The organism is Synechocystis sp. PCC 7339 (assembly GCF_019924095.1).
GTDB lineage: Bacteria > Cyanobacteriota > Cyanobacteriia > Cyanobacteriales > Microcystaceae > Synechocystis.
The window spans coordinates 1,186,557-1,204,343 of sequence record NZ_CP063659.1; the positions used below are offsets into that span (position 1 = coordinate 1,186,557).

The following is a 17,787-nucleotide window of genomic DNA, read 5'->3' on the forward strand; positions in this document are numbered from 1 at the left end:
GATGTGCCATTGGCCGGATAACTTTTTCCCCTTCCCCCAATGACCCTATCCCTGTCCCTGGGCCAACGCCTCGATGACCGTTACCTGATCCAACTCCACTTAGGTGCCAGTTTCCCTGGTCAACAATACCTCGCCCACGACACCCATCGCTTCGATGAGCCTTGCACCATTACAGTTGTGACCTCCTTCCCTGGGGACAAAACCGGCAATTTATTTAAGCAACAGGCGGAAATACTCTACGCCCTCGACCATCTCCAAATTGCTAATTTTCGAGAATTTTTTGTCCTGGGGACAGAGCTTTACCTAGTCCAAGATTTTATCGAAGGGCAATCCTACTGGGATTTGCTCAAGGGCTGCCGCAGTCAGGGTAAGGCCTTTACCGAATCGGAAGTACGTCAATGGTGCCGTCAATTGTTGCCGGTGTTGCGCTATCTCCATAGCCAAAAAATTTGCCATGGTCAGATTAACCTAGAACATGTGGTGCGGCGGGGAGTGGATGCCCTGCCGGTGTTGGTGAATTTTAGCCATAGTCAGTATTATTGCGGTGCCCCAGGGGAAGATCGGAGGGATTTGCACAACTTGGCCTTGGGGGCGATCGCCTTGCTGACGGGGGTCGTTAATCCTAATGCCCCTGGGGAAGAAGTTTTATCCTCCGTTGCCCTTAGTCCAGAATTTCGCCAACTACTATTGCAATGCTCGTCCTGGCCTCCCCTGGTGGATTTGTCTACTTTGGCAGACAATTTAAACAATTTGCCGCTAACCAAGGGGGGCGGAGAAGCGGAGGAAGCCTCTCTACCCTTGGCTAATCAAACTTCCTGGCCTTTTCATTTTTCTACCACAGTAAAAACCATGGTCCGAGTCGATGGGTTCAAGGGGCTGGTGAAAAAATCGCTCATCTTGCTGGGATTGATGGCGATCGCCATGGTCATGGGTTGGGGGGCTGGACAGTTATGGCTCCGGGATCAACAACGGGCCATTTTGCAGAGTTTGGAATCAGACGAACCAGGGGATGATGCACCGCAAAAAACGGACTTGGAGATCAAAAATGAGATCCGGGCCCGCCGGCTTAATTTGGGCATTTCTCCCCAAAGGTTCCAAGCCCTAGTGGATGATGGTTTAGCTTTTCAGTTGAACATTGACCCCGGGGAAATAACTGCTAATACCAACAATACCGGCAACAATAATGATGGACTTCCGACCCTAGGCACCCCAGAAGAACGAATGGCCATGACCATTGCGGTGTTGGATGCTCTGGAGGGCTTGGACCGGGATGCGATTCGGGATTTTGCTCAAAATAATTCTGGCGATCGTCGACGCTGGATTCCCCAGGTGAACCAATTGCGCCTCAGTAGCCGTAGTTTTTACGATTTGGTCAATGCCCGCTTCCGTCACCATTTGCCCATGGTCAGTCTTACTTCGTTGGAGGAACCGGAATTTGAACAGCGCCCCCTAGCCCAGGTGTGGAATGCCATAGCCTTTGGTAGTTTGACTAGCCTAGAGGATGAAAGCCATTACCAAAGACTCAGTTTTGGGGGTACCGATCAACTCAATCTCAGGGGCACCCTGGAACCAGGCAAGGGCTATGCCTATGCCATCACCATCCCCCCCACAGAACAATTCAGCCTGGAGTTGAATGCTCCCCCCAGTACCCGTCTTTCTTTTTATCCCCCCACTGGGCCGGAGATAATTTTGCAAAACTCCGCCATTCACCGCTGGTCTGGCCCCACTGCTCAAACTGGGTACTATGAATTGGTGATTACATCAGAAGCCAAGGAGGCGATCGACTTTGATTTGGAGTTGCGGGTGATGCGGACTAATTTTTCTCCCCTATAATTTTGAACGCAATAAAGCATTTCGAGAATTTCTTTCAGTTGAAACCTTTATTTCACCAGGTTTCTTAACCTAATCCTAACCTTGTCGGATCCTCAAATTCCTATCCTAGGATGGATATAACGGAGAATTTTGGGTGATTGACTGACATGGAAACAGCGGCACACACTTTTGGTAAGCTGGCAATTTTCGCTTTTGGTAAACACACTGAAAAAATTTTCAAATATGCCCCCAGGGTTTTAAAGGATCAAGACCCCGAGGATCTACATCAATTACGGGTGGGGGTGCGGCGACTGCGGACGGCGATCGTCGGTTTTGAGGCCGCAGTGCAATTACCCAAGGGGCTCACAGAAGGAAGGGTAGGGAAAATAGGTAAACGCCTGGGGGTACAGCGGGACAATGACGTTTTGCAGGAAATTTTGCTTAGTAAATATTTGCCCCATCTCCCCAAAAACGAGCAGGGTTATTTAAATAAAGTTCTCAAATATCTACAAAAGGAACGGAAACACGCTTTCAAAGCAACCTATAAGCTATTAACCCACGAAAAATTTGCCCGGTTCAAACAGCACTGCCAAGACTGGCTGGACCGCCCCCAACTTACTGTCCTAGGGAGCCTGGCGATCGCCGATGTCTTAGCGGATTTACTGTTACCTCAACTGGCGGAATTTTTCCTTCACCCCGGTTGGTTAGTGGGTACGGAAATCGTCCCCAATCCCGATGGCATGGCCCAGGCCCAACAACGTCGTTGTATTTCCCTGAGTCCGCCCGCCATTGAAATCCTATTGGATGGGGAAGAACTAGTTCTGCACGATCTACGCAAGCAAGCAAAACGCATCCGTTACCAGATGGAGTTATTCAGCGACTACTACGGACAGGAATATCAAGAATTGTTAGCCAAGGTGAAAATAACCCAGGAAATTTTGGGTAGCTTACAGGACAGTTTCGTCTTGAGGGCCATGGTGGAGCAATACCTTGATGTGGATCTAAAAAAACTCTGTCCCCAATGGAATGCCATTTTCCACGGCGATCGCCTGGGATATTGGGACCAATGGCAACCAATACAGAGCCAGTTTATTGATTCTGGGTACCGTCACCAATGCCGGCAACTAGTGCAAAACCCTCTCGTAAAAAGTGACCAGTCAACTTCTAGTGACTTTTAAAGTTTATTCCTGATAGTTTCTCCAACGGAAAAAGCAATTATCTTCACTTCAGGTTAGGGAATGGGTGATGGTCTGAAGACGCGGTTATGTTCAAGGCACTCTTTAGCATGTATGGTTTAGCTTCTTCTGAAATCTGGGCTGCCACTACAATTAATCTAGGGGTACCAGTCCCTCTGCCAAAGGAAAGTCCATAACTAACAACGACAATATTCGCCTAGAGCAGATCTCCGAAGATCTTGAAGCTCAAAGACATAGCTTGAATGAACAGGGGCAACGCTTAGACCGAATTGAAACGATTCTTACTAACCTAGTGACGGAAATTAAAATCTATGACAGCAAACTAGATACTTACCAGAAAGCTTCCCAGCAGACTGTCAATATTGCCTTTGGCCTTTTGGCTACCTCAGCCCTAGCCATAATCATTCCCGCCGTTCTCAACCGTTAGGGTTGTGGGGTTGGACTAGAACTCCATGGAGTTGCCATGGGAAAAACTCCCTTCCAAATCAAGGATTAGTAGGCTTCACTTCTGTTCCCCCATTCTTTGCCAACTCAGAAAGCCCGAAAGTTCCGCAATCCCAGAACGATCAGGTAGAAAAAACGTACTTAAATTTACAATGGCTCGGGGCGGATTTGAACCGCCGACCTTGGGCTTATGAGTCCCCTGGGCTAAAAATTCAAAGCCAGATACAGACTGCATTCCAGCTTATCTTAAAAATTCATGGACTAAATACGGACTAGAAATAGGGGAAATTCGTTGTCAAGGGGGTTAAAATTTACTTGGAAAAGTCCAAGATTTTTTTTCTCCCATGGCCCAAACTTTAACCGACCGCTTTGGTACGTCAGCCCTGTTTAACGAAACAGACAAAACCATAACTTTTGATGTTGACGATCTAGCTACGATTACTGACTCTGCATTGATCACCGATTTAAATATTGATGAATGGGCCGACAGGATAGCGGCCGCCCTTCTTCTCCACTGGCGGGGAAACCAATCAACGGATAACACAGACCCCACAGACGGTTTGATTGTGGGCGACCCCTTTAAACAGTTTGAACAACGGGGCGGGGAAAACCAGATCAGCTTTAACTACAACGTGGCGATCTATATTCCCGATACTTCCGCCGATCTTGACCCTGATTTGGTGGTGTAGTGGCTGATCCTTACTTTCTGTTTTGTGCTTATCTCTTTTTAGCCTTTGTCATGGTCTATCTTGCCCATGGAAATTAGCGATCTATTTGGGGAAGGTTCCACCGTTGTTAATGGCAAGTTAATCATCCCCAGGCCCAATCTAACAGCGGTGGGATTAGACCCAGGAAACAATGACCCAGCGGCAAATTTAGCGGCTGTTTTTTTGGTGATTGAGCAATGGTTTAAAGGCTCTTTACTTGACTCTGACGGGGAGCAATTATGGGATTCTGATGGCTCCCCGTTGGCTTTTTATAATCCCCGCTCAGACGATAATTTTTCTTTCTGGTTTGTTAGAAAGGCATTGTCTAGCGATGAATCCGTTTTGTATTGGAAGTGGTTATTAACTTTTTATGAAGTATCAGAAACAAATCTTTTGTAATGTGAGTTGCTTCAATCATGACAAAGAAAAACGTTTCCCCAATAGTGCTGTCTAAATTTGTTGAAGGCATAGGAGAAATACAGGTTTCAGCTTTTGTATATGGCTTTACTTGGTCAAACAAGACTACAAAGAAAATTGCTAAAGCATTGTTCCCTGACCAATCTAATGTTTATCACGTGGATTTTTATGTGGAAGGTTTCGGGGATGGAAAATTGTTTTTTGTAGACAATATTGATTTTGCCAAAATAGGGACAGTAAACCCTTGGCTAAAGAAAGAAATTAAGAATAATTCAAATATTTTTAATGCGTTAATTGATTTAGTTAGAATTAATATAAATAAAGGGCGTATTTTTAAGTGAATTGGCTAACCATCACCCCCACCCAAATTGAGTTGGAGCTAGAGGGCACAACCCCCTTAGCCCTTTTGGAATCCCTGCTAGATAAGGTTTCAACGGCGGGGCTGGGTTCCGTGGCAGGGGGCTTTGCTGAATCTGGTTTAATCTATCGGTTTGATGGACAACTATATGACTACGCTGATTACAAATTGCAAATTATTACCGAAGCTCCAGAAATCAACTTGAATATAGAAGATATTAATTAAGCTTTTTAAAGGTTTCTGCCCAGGTTATTGGCCCCACAACACCGTCAATTGCTAAGCCTCTAGTACGCTGAAAGGCTTTGCAGGCTCCCATGGATCTTGGGCCATATTCTCCGTCAACGTCTAGCCCATACTTAAACCAATTAATCTGTTTTTGCCATTCTGCAATGTCATGCCCCCGCATATAGGGGGAAGTCAACCGGATTAGACGGTAATAGGCATCAACCCCCTTTTTGGGCAGGGTCAATACCGGCCGGTAAAATCCCCGGCATTGGCTCACATTGCGCGATCGCCGCATGACGGCCCCGCCGTTGTCATTGCTAGTTGCACTGGTATTGCCCTCGATGCTGTTAAATTGACCGGCAATCATGACTGTTTCCACAATGCCAATGTGAATGGCTTCTCGCTTGCCAAAGTGAAACAGAGCCAAGTCCCCAGGTTGGGGTTTGCTGTACCATCGTCCCTGGCGTTTAGCGTAATGCTCAATAAAAGGACAATAAGCGGCTCCGCTGGGCGCTCCCTGTTGCATGACAGGCAGGGGAGAGCCGGCCCGGTCAAATACCCAACTAACAAACATGGCACACCACGGCTGACCATTCATGCCATACCAAGCCCCATATTTGGTACGATTGCTATTTCTGGGGGATTCTGTGACCCCAATTTCAGCGGCGGCAATGCTTAGGATTGTGTTGAGGGTAGCCATATCAAGCCCTATCAATTACTAAGGTTTTGTCTATCCATTCCGCTGTGGCATTGGGATAGACCAAGCAACTGGAGGGCAGGGGGGAGCCATCAACCCGCTGTACCCCTTCCCAAAAGTGATCCGTTGCCACAATCTGAATTTGACTTTCCGGGGCCGCAAAATATCTTTCTGTGATGGGGTCATAGTAAGCAGGTAATTCTAAGATTTTGTTCCAATGGGCGAATAAAAAATGGGTAACATTTTCCCCATGTTTTGTATAAAAGGAGTCTAGTAATGGCAGAAAGTTAAGCCTGACTTTGCCCTGCTTGTTACTGGTTAAAATTTGGTGATTGCCTAGTAATTTAATCATCGTTGTCATCTAGAAAATTAAAATTATCATCAATGGGAACTTCTGGAATATTAGGGGGATGCCTCCATTCATTGGGGTGTAATCGTTCATTAAACTTCTCTAAATTGTTAACTCGGACTTGTAAGCCAATTAGGGTTTTTCTGAGCCAATTGATTGCTTTGGTTTGTCTCTGATCACTCTTGTGGAGAAGCCAAACTACATAGAGAAGAATCCCCAGGGTCAAAGGGCGATCGCCTTCAAAAAAGGAGGACAAAAACCCGTAATCTCCGTTAATAGTCATCAAGTCACCCTCACACCAAACTGGTTATCAAAAAATAAACAAGGCTCCCCTAGAGCAATGACAGAGGAAATGTCCACTGAAGGTTTAAACCGAACCGACCAACCTTGGGGGATAGCAAAGGGTGCGGAGAAACTGTAAGCCCAGGCGTTATCAAACTTTTCCCCGTTATTGTTGGTGTTGATGATCAAGGTTTGGTTTTGGACATTCAAGGGATCGAACAAAGTAACGGTTACTGTCCCTCCAGGGCTACCGGGGTAAGCTACCCAAAAACTTTCAATCAAAACAGCGGCGGGCATTGTCCAAGCTAGCGTTTCATTGGCATCCATTACTGCACCAGTGAACTGATAAAAACTTTGTACCCCACTCAAGGGTCTAAGCTGTTCCGTTGTGGAATTTTTAACAGCTTCAAAGCTATAGGGGGCCGCTAGATAAGAAGTTTGCTCATAAGCTTGAGGCATTATTGTTGCTCCCAATTTTGCAAATGTTCTCGGACGCAGATAGGAAAGCGAGAACGCACAATTTCTTCTGCGATGTCAATGCAAACGGCATAGGAGAGATCCAGCCCTAATTCCCTGGCGGCCCGGTCGGTTTCTAGGACGGTAAAAACGTTTAGATTCATGGTTAAATTCCTGGCAATAACAGAAGGCTTGAGCCTTCCAAAATCAAGGGGACAGGGGCAGTTACCCCGGCGGTGAGGGGGATTAATCCAGTACCAATCAGAGCCAGGGCTTGGTTTTGGGCTATTTGGTTGGCTCCAATGGCCAATTGGGTGGCCAATTGGGTGGCTTGGTTTTCCAGAATATCTAGGGCGTTCTCTTGCAGTTGGGCGATCGCCTCGGCTAATCCTTCCTGGGTAACTTCAGAAGTCCAGACGTAGGCGCGGAAACCGGGAACGGAGGTGTCAACCCCAAAAGCTAACTGGTAATCTAAGCCAGACTCGCTTACTTCTCTGGTCAAAGGGATAATTTGGTTGGAATTCAGTACCCCCAGGTCAGCGGCTAATTTAGCCTGTTCCCCGCCCCCAATGGTGGGAGCAAACACAACCAAACTGACCCCAATTTCTAACTCATAGTTAAAGTTATTTCCGGCGGAAAAATACAAAAATTGGGCATTTCTGAACATTTCCGACAGGTTAAAGGCTGAAGGGTCTAGAACGCCGTCATAGATAACGGATAGTTCCACTAGACTTCCTCCAAGGAAATATCAATATCAGGGAGGGCGATCGCGTAAAGCCCGGTTTCCCCACCGAAAAAATTGTCATCTTCTCCCAAGAGCAAGTCAGAAATGTATTCTTCAGCTACTTTGGAATTCAGCGGACGTAGGGATTCCAGGCGCAGTTTAATGACTAATTCCGTAATCATGGTGATACAAAAGCCTCATATTTCTTGTTAAGGGTTTCCCCGGTGTAGGTCAGGGATAAGACCCCTGGCCAGGCAAAGGTTTGACGAATTAAGGCATTGTGCCCGCTATCACCGGGGCGATAGGGGTTATACACGGTGCGATTAGTTTCTTGATTGGGGTTATCTGGTAAGGCAAAGCAGGCCGACAATTGCCGTGGCTCCCAACCATTCCGGCTGGGGGCTTTCCATCCTGCCTCATTAGATAATCGTGCCTCTAATGCTGATGGGCGGGGCGTTTGGGGTTCTTTCCCTACCAGAAAACGCACACGGACGTTAACTGTTTGCCCCAACAAATCGCGGTCATAGACCATGATCCGATTTTCCCAAGTGCGAGTGGTTTTTGCTGGCTCAATTGCACTCATTTTGTGTAAACCCTTAGCCAATTACTAGAAACAACCTCTCCCCGTTGCCCCAAAGAAACCAAACTGTTCTCAAAATCAAACGCCAGGGCGATAAAAAACTGGTTATACAGTGTCGTCCCTGGCCGCCAAAAGACTGGAACCCGTAAATAGAGTGTATTAGTTACCCAAAGCAAGGCATACCGGGGAGTATGGGGCAGTCGGCAAGTCCCTAGCCTTGGGTTTGCTTTCTCGGTGTTACTGAACCAAAGTCCAGGAAGATAACGGCGATCGTCGGCTTCAGAGCTAACCTCAAACGGGCCTTGGATCTCCCCCCTGGTTACTTCTACAAATCCAACAGATAAAGCAACGCGGGGAAACCGTTTGCTACTGTCGGATTCATAGTCACCGACGTAGCGGGCCATTATTCTCCACCACCCCCACCAGTTCCAGCTACCAACTGGATATTGGGAATTGATTCGCCTTTGTAGCCAAAACATTCGGCGCAATCAGCGGCCGCGTTGCCTGTGGCCACAACTGCCAAAGGACTAGAAACAATCACTTTACGAATGACCTTGCCTTCCCTAAATTCGGCCGCGTTGAAGGCATCCACCGCACGGGCTTGGATGATCAAATGACGTGGTTCAATCAAACCAGCGGCATTACAAATACCACCCCCTTCTTCCACTCCATCTAACCCGAGCCGCTGACAAGCTTCTAATTCTCCATTGTCAGTGGGTATTCGAGTAGACAAACGGAGTCCTTCAATCCCCACCACGGCGGGGGTGTAATCAAAAGTGATGGACTTGTAAGTTTTGCGGGGAGGCAACCCAGAATAGGGAGTACTGCGATAGTCCCCAGGAATAATTTGCTTCGGAATAAACCCCCATTCTTCCCCTACAAGGTCAATACAGGCTGCTCCTTCCCCAGCTATTTGCTGAGCCATTGAAAGGGCGATTCCAGGGTCAGGGACGGGGTATTGTAATTGCCGCCCATCTTCAAAAGTGGCCAACAAATGACGAAATTTAAACAGTCGGGAGCTAGAGCAAACGGTTACTGTCCGGGGCTGGTACAAGGAGGATAGCAAAGGGGCGTTCCCCTGAATTTTGAAGGCCTGATTTTTATGCTCAATACCTAAATCATCGATATAGGTGGCCATCATGTGCGAGCGATCATAACGAGACATATTTTGAACCCTGCATAAAGTTAAACAAGCGGAGCATCAACCCAGTAGGACTAAATGGTGACGCTATTCAATTCGAGATCCATCACTGGATCAGGGGGAGACGCAATCAGGTTAAAGGTCACACTTCCCGACTGTTGGACAAAGACAGTGCGGGGTAAATCTGCGGCGGCAATGTCCGTGGTGGGATTGGTAGCCGCAGTCATCGCCGCAGTGGGGAAGAAAGTCACCGGGGCGGCGGCGGATTTTGCAGTTACGGCACTGGGAATGCTGGCAGTACGCAAAGGCAGATCGGCACTGGCGGCCATATATCGGAACAAAGCCCCAAAATACATCCGAGAGTCAGCCGTTAAATCAAGGGCGGCATGGGAAGCCCCGCCAAAATTTGCAACGCTGGCAGACTCAATCAAAATCCCAGAGCCACCAGGATCAGCGGCAGCGGCCACTTTAACCGCATTGGGAAAAATGTCTTCGATGGAAAAATCGCCAATGCCCGCATTTTCCCCGGCACTGGGAACAGGCAGGGGAGCTAAGGGGGAGCCTTCCCCTAAAACTTCGTATAGCTGTACGGTCAAACCGTATTGATAGTTAACTGTTGAAGTATTGGGACGGCTAGCGGAAATGCCTAATGCCACTCCAGGGGCTAATCCTGCTACATACGCTGTTATCAATTCACAAACGGCAAATAGCCCCTTATCGCGTTTAAGGGCCGCCGGTTCCGCATCAGCAAATTCGCTGGCCCCTTCAATACCACCATTTAACAAATCACCTACAGGGATAAAAAGCCCGTCAAAATCGGCTGTACCCCCTGCAACAGGGAAAATCTGAAAAGCCATTAAAATTCTCCGATTGAGTTGATTTATTTAGCTCAATCATGGCAACCGTTCCAAGGGCTAACAAGGAAAAACCAAAGTTAGAGTCTTAAGAGTCTACGGGACAATCCCGAAGAATTGGCTTATTTCTTGGGGGCAGACTTCATGTACCCATAGGCGACCGTGAACCTTTGTTACAGCCAGCCATTTTTTGTTAATTAAAGTTTTCGCTTGGTCTCGACTGATATTTTTCAGCCGACAGTATTCAGGCAAGCGAATTTTTTCGTAGTGGGGAAGATTGGGAGTAAATTCCCTGGGGTAAAGGGCAAAAACGCTATGACGTTGGGCAGTTCCCCATTGCCCATTAGTTCTCTTGTGGGCGCTCATATCCCCTCACAATGGTTATTTGGTCTGAATCTTCCGCTTTAACAGCGATGCAAACCTTGCGTAGCTTCATGGTTTGCCCTTGGTTGGACAAATGAACCGTATGATTTTTGACATCAGTAAAAACAGGGTTATTAATTTCCCTGATGGGAATTTTAGATAGGGCGGCAATTTGATAAAGTTTATCTTCCGCTTCCTGCTTATCCCAAAACCATCCCCTGTACAAGGGCGATCGCCGTCGTTTGTCGGCTGTATAAATTTGTGCCCATTGATTGCCTAGTTTGATTTCCAGCCCTGCAAAATAGGTAGCCCAAACGGAGGCAGGATCGCCGGGATTGGCAATGGCTTCTATGGGTTCTGCTAGTTGTGTGGTGTGTTTCCAATTGGGCTGACCTTCCAAATACCAGAAAAACAGAAGATAACTGCCCTTGGTGTTCCAAACCGCCGACGGATCGGGGAGTAGAACGCTACAGTCTCCCCCAGCCTCAAGCTTGCAAATTATTTCTTGATTAATCTTGGTCTGCTCAGTTAACCAGTTCCCCAGCCAATTTAAAGCTTGGTCGATCGCCCATGGGGCCACAACGTCGCGGGCAACTCCCCAAGCCCAAGGGGGGACAAATCCCCGGCTTAATTCCATATCGCCCAGGCTCATGGTTTGAACTTGAACATCCCCGGTTTCTTCATTGGTTACACACTCGATAATCTGGGGCAAATCTTTGACAGGGACTTTGGGTTGTACTCCCTGGCAAGCAGTTTCGTGTAATTCCTTAATTTGATTCGATAGGAGGATAAAAGCTTCCTCTAATCCCCCCGCCGTTGCCGCCGGGCCAGGAAGATATTGATACCAGTCCCCCGGTTCAGAAGGATCCCTACATTCCCCAGTCTGAATGTCTGGAGTAATGGTCACTTTGTCTTGAATATCTTCCAAATATTCGATTAATTCTGAAAAATCGCATTCCATGGGGATGGTTACGGTAGTGGTTTTTGTAGTGCCATTGATGGTGAGCCTTAGCTCTAACCTATTGTTATTTGGGTTCCAGAATAACCGGGGGGTAAATGTCAAGTCTGTTAGCCCATCTTTGCCCGGTAAGCCCTGCAAACCGCGATCGCCTTTGTCCCCCTTCTCACCTTTGGTGCCATCTTGACCAGGCAAACCACGCTCACCCCGATCGCCACGGTCGCCTTTCACACCATCCTTGCCAGGTAAACCGCGTTCCCCGCGATCGCCCTTGTCCCCTTTCACACCATCTTTCCCCGGCAAGCCGCGTTCCCCGCGATCGCCCTTGTCCCCCTTCTCACCTTTATCTCCCTTCAGTCCGGGTAATCCCCGATCGCCCTTGTCCCCCTTCTCACCTTTATCTCCCTTCAGTCCGGGTAATCCCCGCTCTCCACGGTCTCCTTTGTCCCCTTTCTCACCATCTTTCCCCGGCAAGCCGCGTTCCCCGCGATCGCCCTTGTCCCCCTTCTCACCTTTATCTCCCTTCAGTCCGGGTAATCCCCGATCGCCCTTGTCCCCCTTCTCACCTTTATCTCCCTTCAGTCCGGGTAATCCCCGCTCTCCACGGTCTCCTTTGTCCCCTTTCTCACCCTTTTCACCCCTAGAGCCAGTGGGGCCACGAAAGCGGGGATTATTGTCAATGTAAATCTTAATGTTTGGCTCAAGCTTGAGATATAGATTGGCTTCCAGCTTGGCGTAAATCAACGCCACAAACAGATTGATATTGTTCTGTAACCAAACCTCAATACTGGCTTGGAGTCTGACAAATAAATTAGCCTCCAGCTTGGCATAGATGAAATTGGCGATCACATTTAGATTCGCCTCAAAATATGCCTTCACCTGAAGGGCCACTTCCAAAGCAATCTGGGGCTTTAACTCAACCTTCAGGGTGGGGACAATCTTGGTAATGATGATGGGAATAGTTAGTCCCCCACCGCCATCTTTCCCAGGTTTCCCCTGATCGCCTTTTGGGCCTGGCTTGCCATCTTTCCCCGCTGGCCCTCTAGCTCCCGGCAACCCCCTAAGACCCCGATCGCCCTTGTCTCCCTTGGGGCCTGTTCTCCCCATCCAACCCCGTGGCCCTTGTATCCCCTGTTTCCCTTCCGGGCCCCGTTGACCTTGATCGCCTTTATCTCCTTTCTCCCCCCGCTCACCTTTTGGCCCTTGCTTACCTTCTGAGCCACGCTCACCTTTTTCGCCGCGTTCTCCCTTATCGCCTTTGTCCCCTTTCTCCCCACGATCACCTTTTGGCCCGCGATCTCCCTTGTTTCCCAGTCCACCATCTTTTCCCGGCAAACCGCGATCACCTTTTTCACCTTTTGGCCCAGCGGGGCCGCGGGGGCCGGGTGGCCCTTGGGGAGGACATTTAGCCATTATTTTCTAACCGTTTTTATTACTTTGCCATTCTTGTAACAGCATACAAAATCGCCACAATCGAGGGAGCAATCCGTATCTGGAGGGCATCTTTCCGGCTCACACTCTCCCTCGGGACAGCAAACAATTCGATATTCTGCGGGGCAACCTGGCAACCCACAAAGATATAGTTGGCTTCTAGTTTCAATCTTTGGCGGCCGTAGCTTTTCGTGGGGAATATCCGAAAATGCGTCAGGTTTGTATTTTGTTTCTAATACCACATGAAAACAATTATTTTCTGCGGGGACTTTCTTAAAACAAGAGTTTTCAATTGGCCCACCAGGAGTTTGATTAGGGAGCAAGGTGTCATAATAATTTTCCTCCCCCATCACACAGCCCAAATTTTCAACTTGAGGGCATTTTTCTAATCCTCCAATATTTACAAATGTGGTTTGTGTGGTCAAGCCATAAACAATAAATTTATATGGCTCCACAATATCTGGGAGAACAGGGATTATGCTAATAAACTCAGTGTCAAGCTTGCCAGGATAAGACCCATTATAAATATCAAGGGTGCGATCCCCTTCCCCAGTAGAACAAGATGCAGAAACTCCGTTTGCCGTATAGTTATTGGGGCCGCTATACCGAATTGTCCCAATTGGCCCCAAGGATCTAAAAGTGCTTATGTTTATTTCCCCATATAAAATGGTTCCATTGTAATCAATGGAATTTTGCGACCGATAAGTCACATCATATAAAACGGGGCGTTGTCCTAATTCTTGTACGCAAATTGAATCAAGGGGTTCTTGAGCCGTAACAGTTTCCCAGTCTCCGTCAGGCAATTTGTAATTCAATTGAAACCCAATGGGGGATTGATAATAGATTCTTGCCTTGCCTATACAACAAGTCATATTTCCATGCCCCCATAAAGTTCAACGTCTCCAATAACATGATAGTTATTGATAGGCGAATAAAACCTATAATAACTATAGACATTATCGTTAGCAAAAACACCACTAAAATACCTAGCCCCTGCCCCAACATTGGGAAAAAAAGTTAGTAGTGTCTGCCAATCCGTTCCATTATTTGATGCTTGAAAAAGACAATTTGCTCCCATAAAACTTGACAGAGCATGGGAGTCAGATGACCACAATTCAAAGGAATTTACCCTTGCCTTTTTGTTATTATTAAATTGGATTCTTAACCAACCAGTATTAGTTGCCTGTCCATGCCAGCAACCGTTACCCCCATTGTTCCCCCTAGTGAATGCTTTATCTGGGGTACGTCCCCCGTCCTGAATTGAACTTGCAGTGGCGGTTATATCCCCCCTAATATGGGGAGAAACAAAACTCGCATTGTATTTTGTTGCCCCTAGCCAATAAATAATTCCATTTGTATCCCCAGGGCTAACATAAGTTCTTTCAATTTGCGGGGGAATAAACCCTATTCGCCAATCACTCTCCAAACTAGAAGGCAGAGCATTTAATAAAATCAAATTTTCACCATATTTTACCCCTATTATCCCCACGTTTTGCAGAATTAGCCCATGATTGATAGGCAAAATATTTGTCCCTTGTCTTATCCAGCTATTAAATCCAAAAAGGAAAACCTTATAATTTGTAGCATTAATAATTTCTATTCTATCTCCGTCATTCAATCCCGATAAATCAAAATTTGCATGACTATTCCCAGCATACAAATATAATCCCGCTGATAGAGCAACATTGCTATCAACATCTAGGGCTGTTTCATCAAAAATTGTGTATTCAGTAGATCCGCCGCCATTCCCAAGCCCCTCAGCCGGAATCCTTACCAATGCCTTGGGGTCATTTTCGTCCGTCCCCAGCAGATAATTCCCTGGGGTCGGCTCCGTTACTATGGGCAACTGGTCTGCAAATCTACTCATACAGCTTGTCTATCTCATCTAAGCAGAACTCATAAGTGGGGCGAACACCATCGCTAGTGTTTCGGTAGTGGATACCTACCCTAAATGTACCGGATTTGATCCTGGCCCGAAACCAACTAGGATGGCGATCCAATTTTTGGGCCGCTTCATTGGTGGATGTCCAGACTCGCTTGGTATATTTCCTGGTCATGGGCAAGCTAATCAAATAAATTTGGTGGATTTTTCGGTCGCTGGTAGGTTTTGGTGCGTTTTTTGATTACTTTCCAGCTTTTTAAGGTGTTGAGATATTTTTGGAAGTTGTTTAATCGGTTTGGTTGGTTGTCGTGCTGGTCAAAATGGGGGCGATCGACAAAGAGGTCACAGGAAGCACAATAAAATTCTTCTGGATTGCCTTCAACTTGATCGCCGTGCAGGTAATAACGTTTTTTCATGGTTAATCCTCTTTCCTGAGTGCATAAATCACGTTCATTATCTGCCCTGGGTCAAGGGACTCGATATAGTTCCCCGCTACCCGGTGGGCCACTGCCTGAACTTGGGGGGTAGTCCACCCCAACCGATCCATCTCGTAATAAATCATGTCTTCCAGTTGGGATTGGCTGAAATGTCCGACCGGGGGATTTGGATCAGCGTTGATCGTGATTTTGGGGGGTGCGTCTAATTCATTTTGGGGGGATGCGCCAAATTCAAACCCTTGCCCCGTGGTATTTGGCGCATTTGGCGCACTCGTTTTGCAAAAACTTTCGGAATTTGGCGCGTCTAAATTTGCTTTTTTTTGCGAATTTGGCGCATCGACCTCTGAAACCCTTACGCTGTCTGGCTTAGAATTTGGCGCATAATTTGGCGCATCGTTTTCTGGAGTGCGTCTTATTCCTTCATGCGCCTTATTCCAGGCCACCCAATAAACCGTTGGGGGCTTACCCCGTTGGTTAGTGGCCACCTTGGCCCGACTGATCAACCCTGCGTTAGAAAGACTGCTTAGGGCCCGGTTGATAGTTGCCTTATGTCCCCCGACAATCTCGACTAGCTCGGAAGATTCATACCTGACATTGCGGTTCTCTGTTAGGAAGGCCAAGATCTGCTCTTTTACCGGCCCACTGCCATCGTCAGAAGGTGTTTCCCCATCCCTGGCCTTCTCGCCGTTGAATGTCCAACCGCCGGTTTCTGGATTGAATACCAATTCATATTCCCCAGGGGCACGGCATCGACTCTTATCCACACACAAAATTCGATTGGGGTTAGTGGAGCTGGCCCCTTCTGATGGGCGGTGCAGGCTGAAGACGTGAGAAACGCTGGCGGTGATCGCCTTGGTTCCCCGGCTACCATTTTGGCTATTGGAGTGGTGAACCAAATAGATCAAGCAACCAAATTCTTGGGCCAAATCCCTTAGCTCAAGCACCGGGCGGGCGTACTCGGTATCGTTCTCGCTGAACATTGAATTGCGGTTGATGCTGGTCAAGCTGTCAATCAAGATGACCTCGGGGCGGAATGCTTCGATTTCTTTCCTTAACCCCGCCATGTGATCTGCTGTCCAACGGGTCATGATCTTAATGGGCATATCGTCGGTAAATCCCCGCTGATCGAGGGCCGTCAAGGTATCGCCCTGGGATTCGTCGGTCTGTACCATGAGTACCCGTCGGTGATCGGCGGTGACGTGGTGGCCTTCCCAGGCTTGGCCGGTGGCCATGGCATAGATCCAATCGTAAATAAGCCTTGTTTTTCCTACCCCACCATGAGCATGGAGCAAGACGACGGAGCCAGCGGGGCCAAATCCGTGAAGCATCCACTCTTGAGTGGTGGTTCCGTATTTGGCCTTCATCTCGGACAAGGTCATGCTTGGCTCAATTTCAAAGCTGGAAAGGTATTTCAGGTAAAGACCGGACAAGAATTTGGTGCTTGTCCCTGTTTTTCTGGCTAATTCGGCTAATTTGTAGGTTCTTAACCCTGGGTCTAGCTCATTCTGCTCAATTTGTTTTATCTGCTCGACTAGGCGGTTATAGGCGATTGCCTGCTTGTCTTCTGCTCCAAAGGCTTCCTTGAGGCTCCGTACCCGGTCATAGAAGCGATCGACAAATTCAAAGAGGGAATCAGTTTCCCAAGTTTGGTCACGGCTAATATCGGCCAGATCCCGCCCTGCATGAATCATTTGGCGGCGGGCCCATTTGTCAATTATGAGCTTGGCAAAACGGTCTATATTGCCTGCGGAAATGGTACTGCTTAGCAAGTGCGTGAGCTTGACCATTCCCCCCACGCTATCCAGCTTATTTCTGTCTTGCAAACTGCACGAAACATGGAGCAGATCCGCTGGTTCCCCAGTCTTATTAAGACGCTGAATTGTCCGATAAATTTCGGCATGGGCGGAAACGTAAAACATTTCCCCACCCAAAATATTTTCCACCACTGAATAGGCAGATGGGTCTAATAATAGACTACCTAAAACGGCTTCTTCGGCTTCAATTGAGCAGGGTTCAATCGCTGGCAGGGAAAGGCTTTGGCGGTTGCGATAGTCGTTAATATGTGCTACCATGATGTCATCTCGTTAGAACGTTTTGTGCTCCTTAAATTGCAAAAAGAGAGGGTTGTGGTCCCCCCTCTTTTTTTGTGTCTATTCATCCAGAAGTACGAGAATCTGATCAATTTTCTCCTCCTTCATTTCAATTAGTTTTAATAAAGCTTCTGATTTGCTGTTGCGATAGCTCTTGGTAAGCCGTCGCAAAGCCACAACTTGATCGTGTAAGTCTTGGTACTGACTTATGCGCTCGTATAACCTTGCCCTTAGCGTCCCGGTGGTGGCCATTGTTTCAATGTTGTGGTTTATAGACACCCTTGCCGGAACGGATAAAATAGGATTATCCACTTAGCAATAAGTGCTGTTTTTGCTAGCCGTGGGGCAGATAGGGAGAGCGTGGAAAACTTACCCTAACTGCCT

At 47.6% G+C, this 17,787-nt stretch carries 26 protein-coding genes; 7 read left to right on the forward strand and 19 right to left on the reverse strand.

Going from position 1 to position 17,787, the window contains the following annotated elements; all coding sequences use genetic code 11:
- The first annotated feature begins 39 nt into the window (after positions 1 to 39).
- From IQE94_RS05465 to IQE94_RS05495, 7 genes are all read left to right on the forward strand, one after another.
- The gene (locus IQE94_RS05465; RefSeq protein ID WP_212716708.1) at positions 40 to 1,833 is read left to right on the forward strand and encodes a protein kinase family protein; all 1,794 of its coding nucleotides are present in this window, start codon (positions 40 to 42) and stop codon (positions 1,831 to 1,833) included.
- Between the two features lie 146 nt (positions 1,834 to 1,979).
- Positions 1,980 to 2,990, forward strand: a complete 1,011-nt coding sequence (locus tag IQE94_RS05470) for a CHAD domain-containing protein (RefSeq protein WP_212716710.1) — start codon at positions 1,980 to 1,982, stop codon at positions 2,988 to 2,990.
- Positions 2,991 to 3,180: 190 nt separating this feature from the next.
- Entirely contained in the window at positions 3,181 to 3,435 is a 255-nt protein-coding gene (locus IQE94_RS05475; RefSeq protein ID WP_212722276.1) for a hypothetical protein, read from the forward strand.
- A gap of 361 nt (positions 3,436 to 3,796) precedes the next feature.
- Positions 3,797 to 4,141 (forward strand): hypothetical protein, encoded by a 345-nt coding sequence (locus IQE94_RS05480; RefSeq protein ID WP_223342860.1) that lies wholly within the window; start codon positions 3,797 to 3,799, stop codon positions 4,139 to 4,141.
- Between the two features lie 45 nt (positions 4,142 to 4,186).
- Entirely contained in the window at positions 4,187 to 4,558 is a 372-nt protein-coding gene (locus IQE94_RS05485; protein WP_223342861.1) for a hypothetical protein, read from the forward strand.
- Between the two features lie 17 nt (positions 4,559 to 4,575).
- A complete protein-coding gene (locus tag IQE94_RS05490) occupies positions 4,576 to 4,917 on the forward strand; it encodes a hypothetical protein (protein ID WP_223342862.1) in 342 nt (113 codons plus the stop codon).
- A complete protein-coding gene (locus tag IQE94_RS05495) occupies positions 4,914 to 5,159 on the forward strand; it encodes a hypothetical protein (RefSeq protein WP_223342863.1) in 246 nt (81 codons plus the stop codon). The genes IQE94_RS05490 and IQE94_RS05495 overlap by 4 nt, the downstream gene beginning before the upstream one ends.
- On the opposite strand, the gene IQE94_RS05500 is transcribed toward IQE94_RS05495, so the two are convergent.
- The 19 genes from IQE94_RS05500 to IQE94_RS05590 all read right to left on the reverse strand — a co-directional run bounded on the left by IQE94_RS05500 (position 5,152) and on the right by IQE94_RS05590 (position 17,655).
- Positions 5,152 to 5,859, reverse strand: a complete 708-nt coding sequence (locus tag IQE94_RS05500; RefSeq protein WP_223342864.1) for a peptidoglycan-binding protein — start codon at positions 5,857 to 5,859, stop codon at positions 5,152 to 5,154. The two genes, IQE94_RS05495 and IQE94_RS05500, sit on opposite strands and share 8 nt — an antisense overlap.
- Before the next feature lies 1 nt (position 5,860).
- A complete protein-coding gene (locus tag IQE94_RS05505) occupies positions 5,861 to 6,208 on the reverse strand; it encodes a hypothetical protein (RefSeq protein WP_223342865.1) in 348 nt (115 codons plus the stop codon).
- On the reverse strand, positions 6,201 to 6,461 hold the full coding sequence (locus tag IQE94_RS05510; RefSeq protein ID WP_223342866.1) for a hypothetical protein: 261 nt from the start codon (positions 6,459 to 6,461) through the stop codon (positions 6,201 to 6,203). The genes IQE94_RS05505 and IQE94_RS05510 overlap by 8 nt, the downstream gene beginning before the upstream one ends.
- Before the next feature lie 26 nt (positions 6,462 to 6,487).
- On the reverse strand, positions 6,488 to 6,946 hold the full coding sequence (locus tag IQE94_RS05515; protein WP_223342867.1) for a hypothetical protein: 459 nt from the start codon (positions 6,944 to 6,946) through the stop codon (positions 6,488 to 6,490).
- Entirely contained in the window at positions 6,946 to 7,107 is a 162-nt protein-coding gene (locus IQE94_RS05520; protein WP_223342868.1) for a hypothetical protein, read from the reverse strand. The genes IQE94_RS05515 and IQE94_RS05520 overlap by 1 nt, the downstream gene beginning before the upstream one ends.
- 2 nt (positions 7,108 to 7,109) lie before the next feature.
- Positions 7,110 to 7,670: a hypothetical protein gene (locus tag IQE94_RS05525; protein ID WP_223342869.1), complete on the reverse strand. Its 561-nt coding sequence runs from the start codon at positions 7,668 to 7,670 to the stop codon at positions 7,110 to 7,112.
- The gene (locus IQE94_RS05530) at positions 7,670 to 7,849 is read right to left on the reverse strand and encodes a hypothetical protein (RefSeq protein WP_223342870.1); all 180 of its coding nucleotides are present in this window, start codon (positions 7,847 to 7,849) and stop codon (positions 7,670 to 7,672) included. The genes IQE94_RS05525 and IQE94_RS05530 overlap by 1 nt, the downstream gene beginning before the upstream one ends.
- Complete coding sequence (locus IQE94_RS05535; RefSeq protein WP_038529978.1) at positions 7,846 to 8,250, reverse strand: hypothetical protein; 405 nt, start codon at positions 8,248 to 8,250, stop codon at positions 7,846 to 7,848. The genes IQE94_RS05530 and IQE94_RS05535 overlap by 4 nt, the downstream gene beginning before the upstream one ends.
- Positions 8,247 to 8,651: a hypothetical protein gene (locus IQE94_RS05540; protein WP_223342871.1), complete on the reverse strand. Its 405-nt coding sequence runs from the start codon at positions 8,649 to 8,651 to the stop codon at positions 8,247 to 8,249. Before IQE94_RS05540 ends, IQE94_RS05535 begins: the two co-directional genes overlap by 4 nt.
- Positions 8,651 to 9,412: a hypothetical protein gene (locus IQE94_RS05545; RefSeq protein WP_223342872.1), complete on the reverse strand. Its 762-nt coding sequence runs from the start codon at positions 9,410 to 9,412 to the stop codon at positions 8,651 to 8,653. Before IQE94_RS05545 ends, IQE94_RS05540 begins: the two co-directional genes overlap by 1 nt.
- Positions 9,413 to 9,462: 50 nt before the next feature.
- Complete coding sequence (locus IQE94_RS05550; RefSeq protein WP_223342873.1) at positions 9,463 to 10,245, reverse strand: hypothetical protein; 783 nt, start codon at positions 10,243 to 10,245, stop codon at positions 9,463 to 9,465.
- Positions 10,246 to 10,338: 93 nt separating this feature from the next.
- Positions 10,339 to 10,608 carry a hypothetical protein gene (locus tag IQE94_RS05555; RefSeq protein ID WP_223342874.1) on the reverse strand — a complete coding sequence of 90 codons (270 nt, stop codon included), beginning with the start codon at positions 10,606 to 10,608 and terminating at the stop codon, positions 10,339 to 10,341.
- Positions 10,586 to 12,460 (reverse strand): hypothetical protein, encoded by a 1,875-nt coding sequence (locus tag IQE94_RS05560; RefSeq protein WP_223342875.1) that lies wholly within the window; start codon positions 12,458 to 12,460, stop codon positions 10,586 to 10,588. Before IQE94_RS05560 ends, IQE94_RS05555 begins: the two co-directional genes overlap by 23 nt.
- Before the next feature lie 65 nt (positions 12,461 to 12,525).
- Positions 12,526 to 12,918: a hypothetical protein gene (locus IQE94_RS05565; protein ID WP_223342876.1), complete on the reverse strand. Its 393-nt coding sequence runs from the start codon at positions 12,916 to 12,918 to the stop codon at positions 12,526 to 12,528.
- A 57-nt stretch (positions 12,919 to 12,975) separates the two neighbouring features.
- Positions 12,976 to 13,866, reverse strand: coding sequence for a hypothetical protein (locus IQE94_RS05570; RefSeq protein ID WP_223342877.1), 891 nt, complete (start codon positions 13,864 to 13,866; stop codon positions 12,976 to 12,978).
- Positions 13,863 to 14,861 carry a discoidin domain-containing protein gene (locus IQE94_RS05575; protein WP_223342878.1) on the reverse strand — a complete coding sequence of 333 codons (999 nt, stop codon included), beginning with the start codon at positions 14,859 to 14,861 and terminating at the stop codon, positions 13,863 to 13,865. The genes IQE94_RS05570 and IQE94_RS05575 overlap by 4 nt, the downstream gene beginning before the upstream one ends.
- 197 nt (positions 14,862 to 15,058) lie before the next feature.
- Complete coding sequence (locus IQE94_RS05580; protein WP_223342879.1) at positions 15,059 to 15,292, reverse strand: hypothetical protein; 234 nt, start codon at positions 15,290 to 15,292, stop codon at positions 15,059 to 15,061.
- 2 nt (positions 15,293 to 15,294) lie between these two features.
- A complete protein-coding gene (locus IQE94_RS05585; protein WP_223342880.1) occupies positions 15,295 to 17,385 on the reverse strand; it encodes a DnaB-like helicase N-terminal domain-containing protein in 2,091 nt (696 codons plus the stop codon).
- Positions 17,386 to 17,463: 78 nt separating this feature from the next.
- Positions 17,464 to 17,655 carry a hypothetical protein gene (locus IQE94_RS05590; protein ID WP_223342881.1) on the reverse strand — a complete coding sequence of 64 codons (192 nt, stop codon included), beginning with the start codon at positions 17,653 to 17,655 and terminating at the stop codon, positions 17,464 to 17,466.
- Positions 17,656 to 17,787: the final 132 nt, after the last annotated feature.

Coding starts and splice junctions, on each gene's coding strand:
- IQE94_RS05535 (WP_038529978.1), bottom strand. CDS start 8,250: ATGAGTGCAATTGAGCCAGCAAAAACCACTCGCACTTGGGAAAATCGG.
- IQE94_RS05575 (WP_223342878.1), bottom strand. CDS start 14,861: ATGAGTAGATTTGCAGACCAGTTGCCCATAGTAACGGAGCCGACCCCA.
- IQE94_RS05505 (WP_223342865.1), bottom strand. CDS start 6,208: ATGATTAAATTACTAGGCAATCACCAAATTTTAACCAGTAACAAGCAG.
- IQE94_RS05530 (WP_223342870.1), bottom strand. CDS start 7,849: ATGATTACGGAATTAGTCATTAAACTGCGCCTGGAATCCCTACGTCCG.
- IQE94_RS05515 (WP_223342867.1), bottom strand. CDS start 6,946: ATGCCTCAAGCTTATGAGCAAACTTCTTATCTAGCGGCCCCCTATAGC.
- IQE94_RS05480 (WP_223342860.1), top strand. CDS start 3,797: ATGGCCCAAACTTTAACCGACCGCTTTGGTACGTCAGCCCTGTTTAAC.
- IQE94_RS05550 (WP_223342873.1), bottom strand. CDS start 10,245: ATGGCTTTTCAGATTTTCCCTGTTGCAGGGGGTACAGCCGATTTTGAC.
- IQE94_RS05500 (WP_223342864.1), bottom strand. CDS start 5,859: ATGGCTACCCTCAACACAATCCTAAGCATTGCCGCCGCTGAAATTGGG.
- IQE94_RS05520 (WP_223342868.1), bottom strand. CDS start 7,107: ATGAATCTAAACGTTTTTACCGTCCTAGAAACCGACCGGGCCGCCAGG.
- IQE94_RS05590 (WP_223342881.1), bottom strand. CDS start 17,655: ATGGCCACCACCGGGACGCTAAGGGCAAGGTTATACGAGCGCATAAGT.
- IQE94_RS05585 (WP_223342880.1), bottom strand. CDS start 17,385: ATGGTAGCACATATTAACGACTATCGCAACCGCCAAAGCCTTTCCCTG.
- IQE94_RS05570 (WP_223342877.1), bottom strand. CDS start 13,866: ATGACTTGTTGTATAGGCAAGGCAAGAATCTATTATCAATCCCCCATT.
- IQE94_RS05540 (WP_223342871.1), bottom strand. CDS start 8,651: ATGGCCCGCTACGTCGGTGACTATGAATCCGACAGTAGCAAACGGTTT.
- IQE94_RS05545 (WP_223342872.1), bottom strand. CDS start 9,412: ATGTCTCGTTATGATCGCTCGCACATGATGGCCACCTATATCGATGAT.
- IQE94_RS05470 (WP_212716710.1), top strand. CDS start 1,980: ATGGAAACAGCGGCACACACTTTTGGTAAGCTGGCAATTTTCGCTTTT.
- IQE94_RS05465 (WP_212716708.1), top strand. CDS start 40: ATGACCCTATCCCTGTCCCTGGGCCAACGCCTCGATGACCGTTACCTG.
- IQE94_RS05490 (WP_223342862.1), top strand. CDS start 4,576: ATGACAAAGAAAAACGTTTCCCCAATAGTGCTGTCTAAATTTGTTGAA.
- IQE94_RS05580 (WP_223342879.1), bottom strand. CDS start 15,292: ATGAAAAAACGTTATTACCTGCACGGCGATCAAGTTGAAGGCAATCCA.
- IQE94_RS05555 (WP_223342874.1), bottom strand. CDS start 10,608: ATGAGCGCCCACAAGAGAACTAATGGGCAATGGGGAACTGCCCAACGT.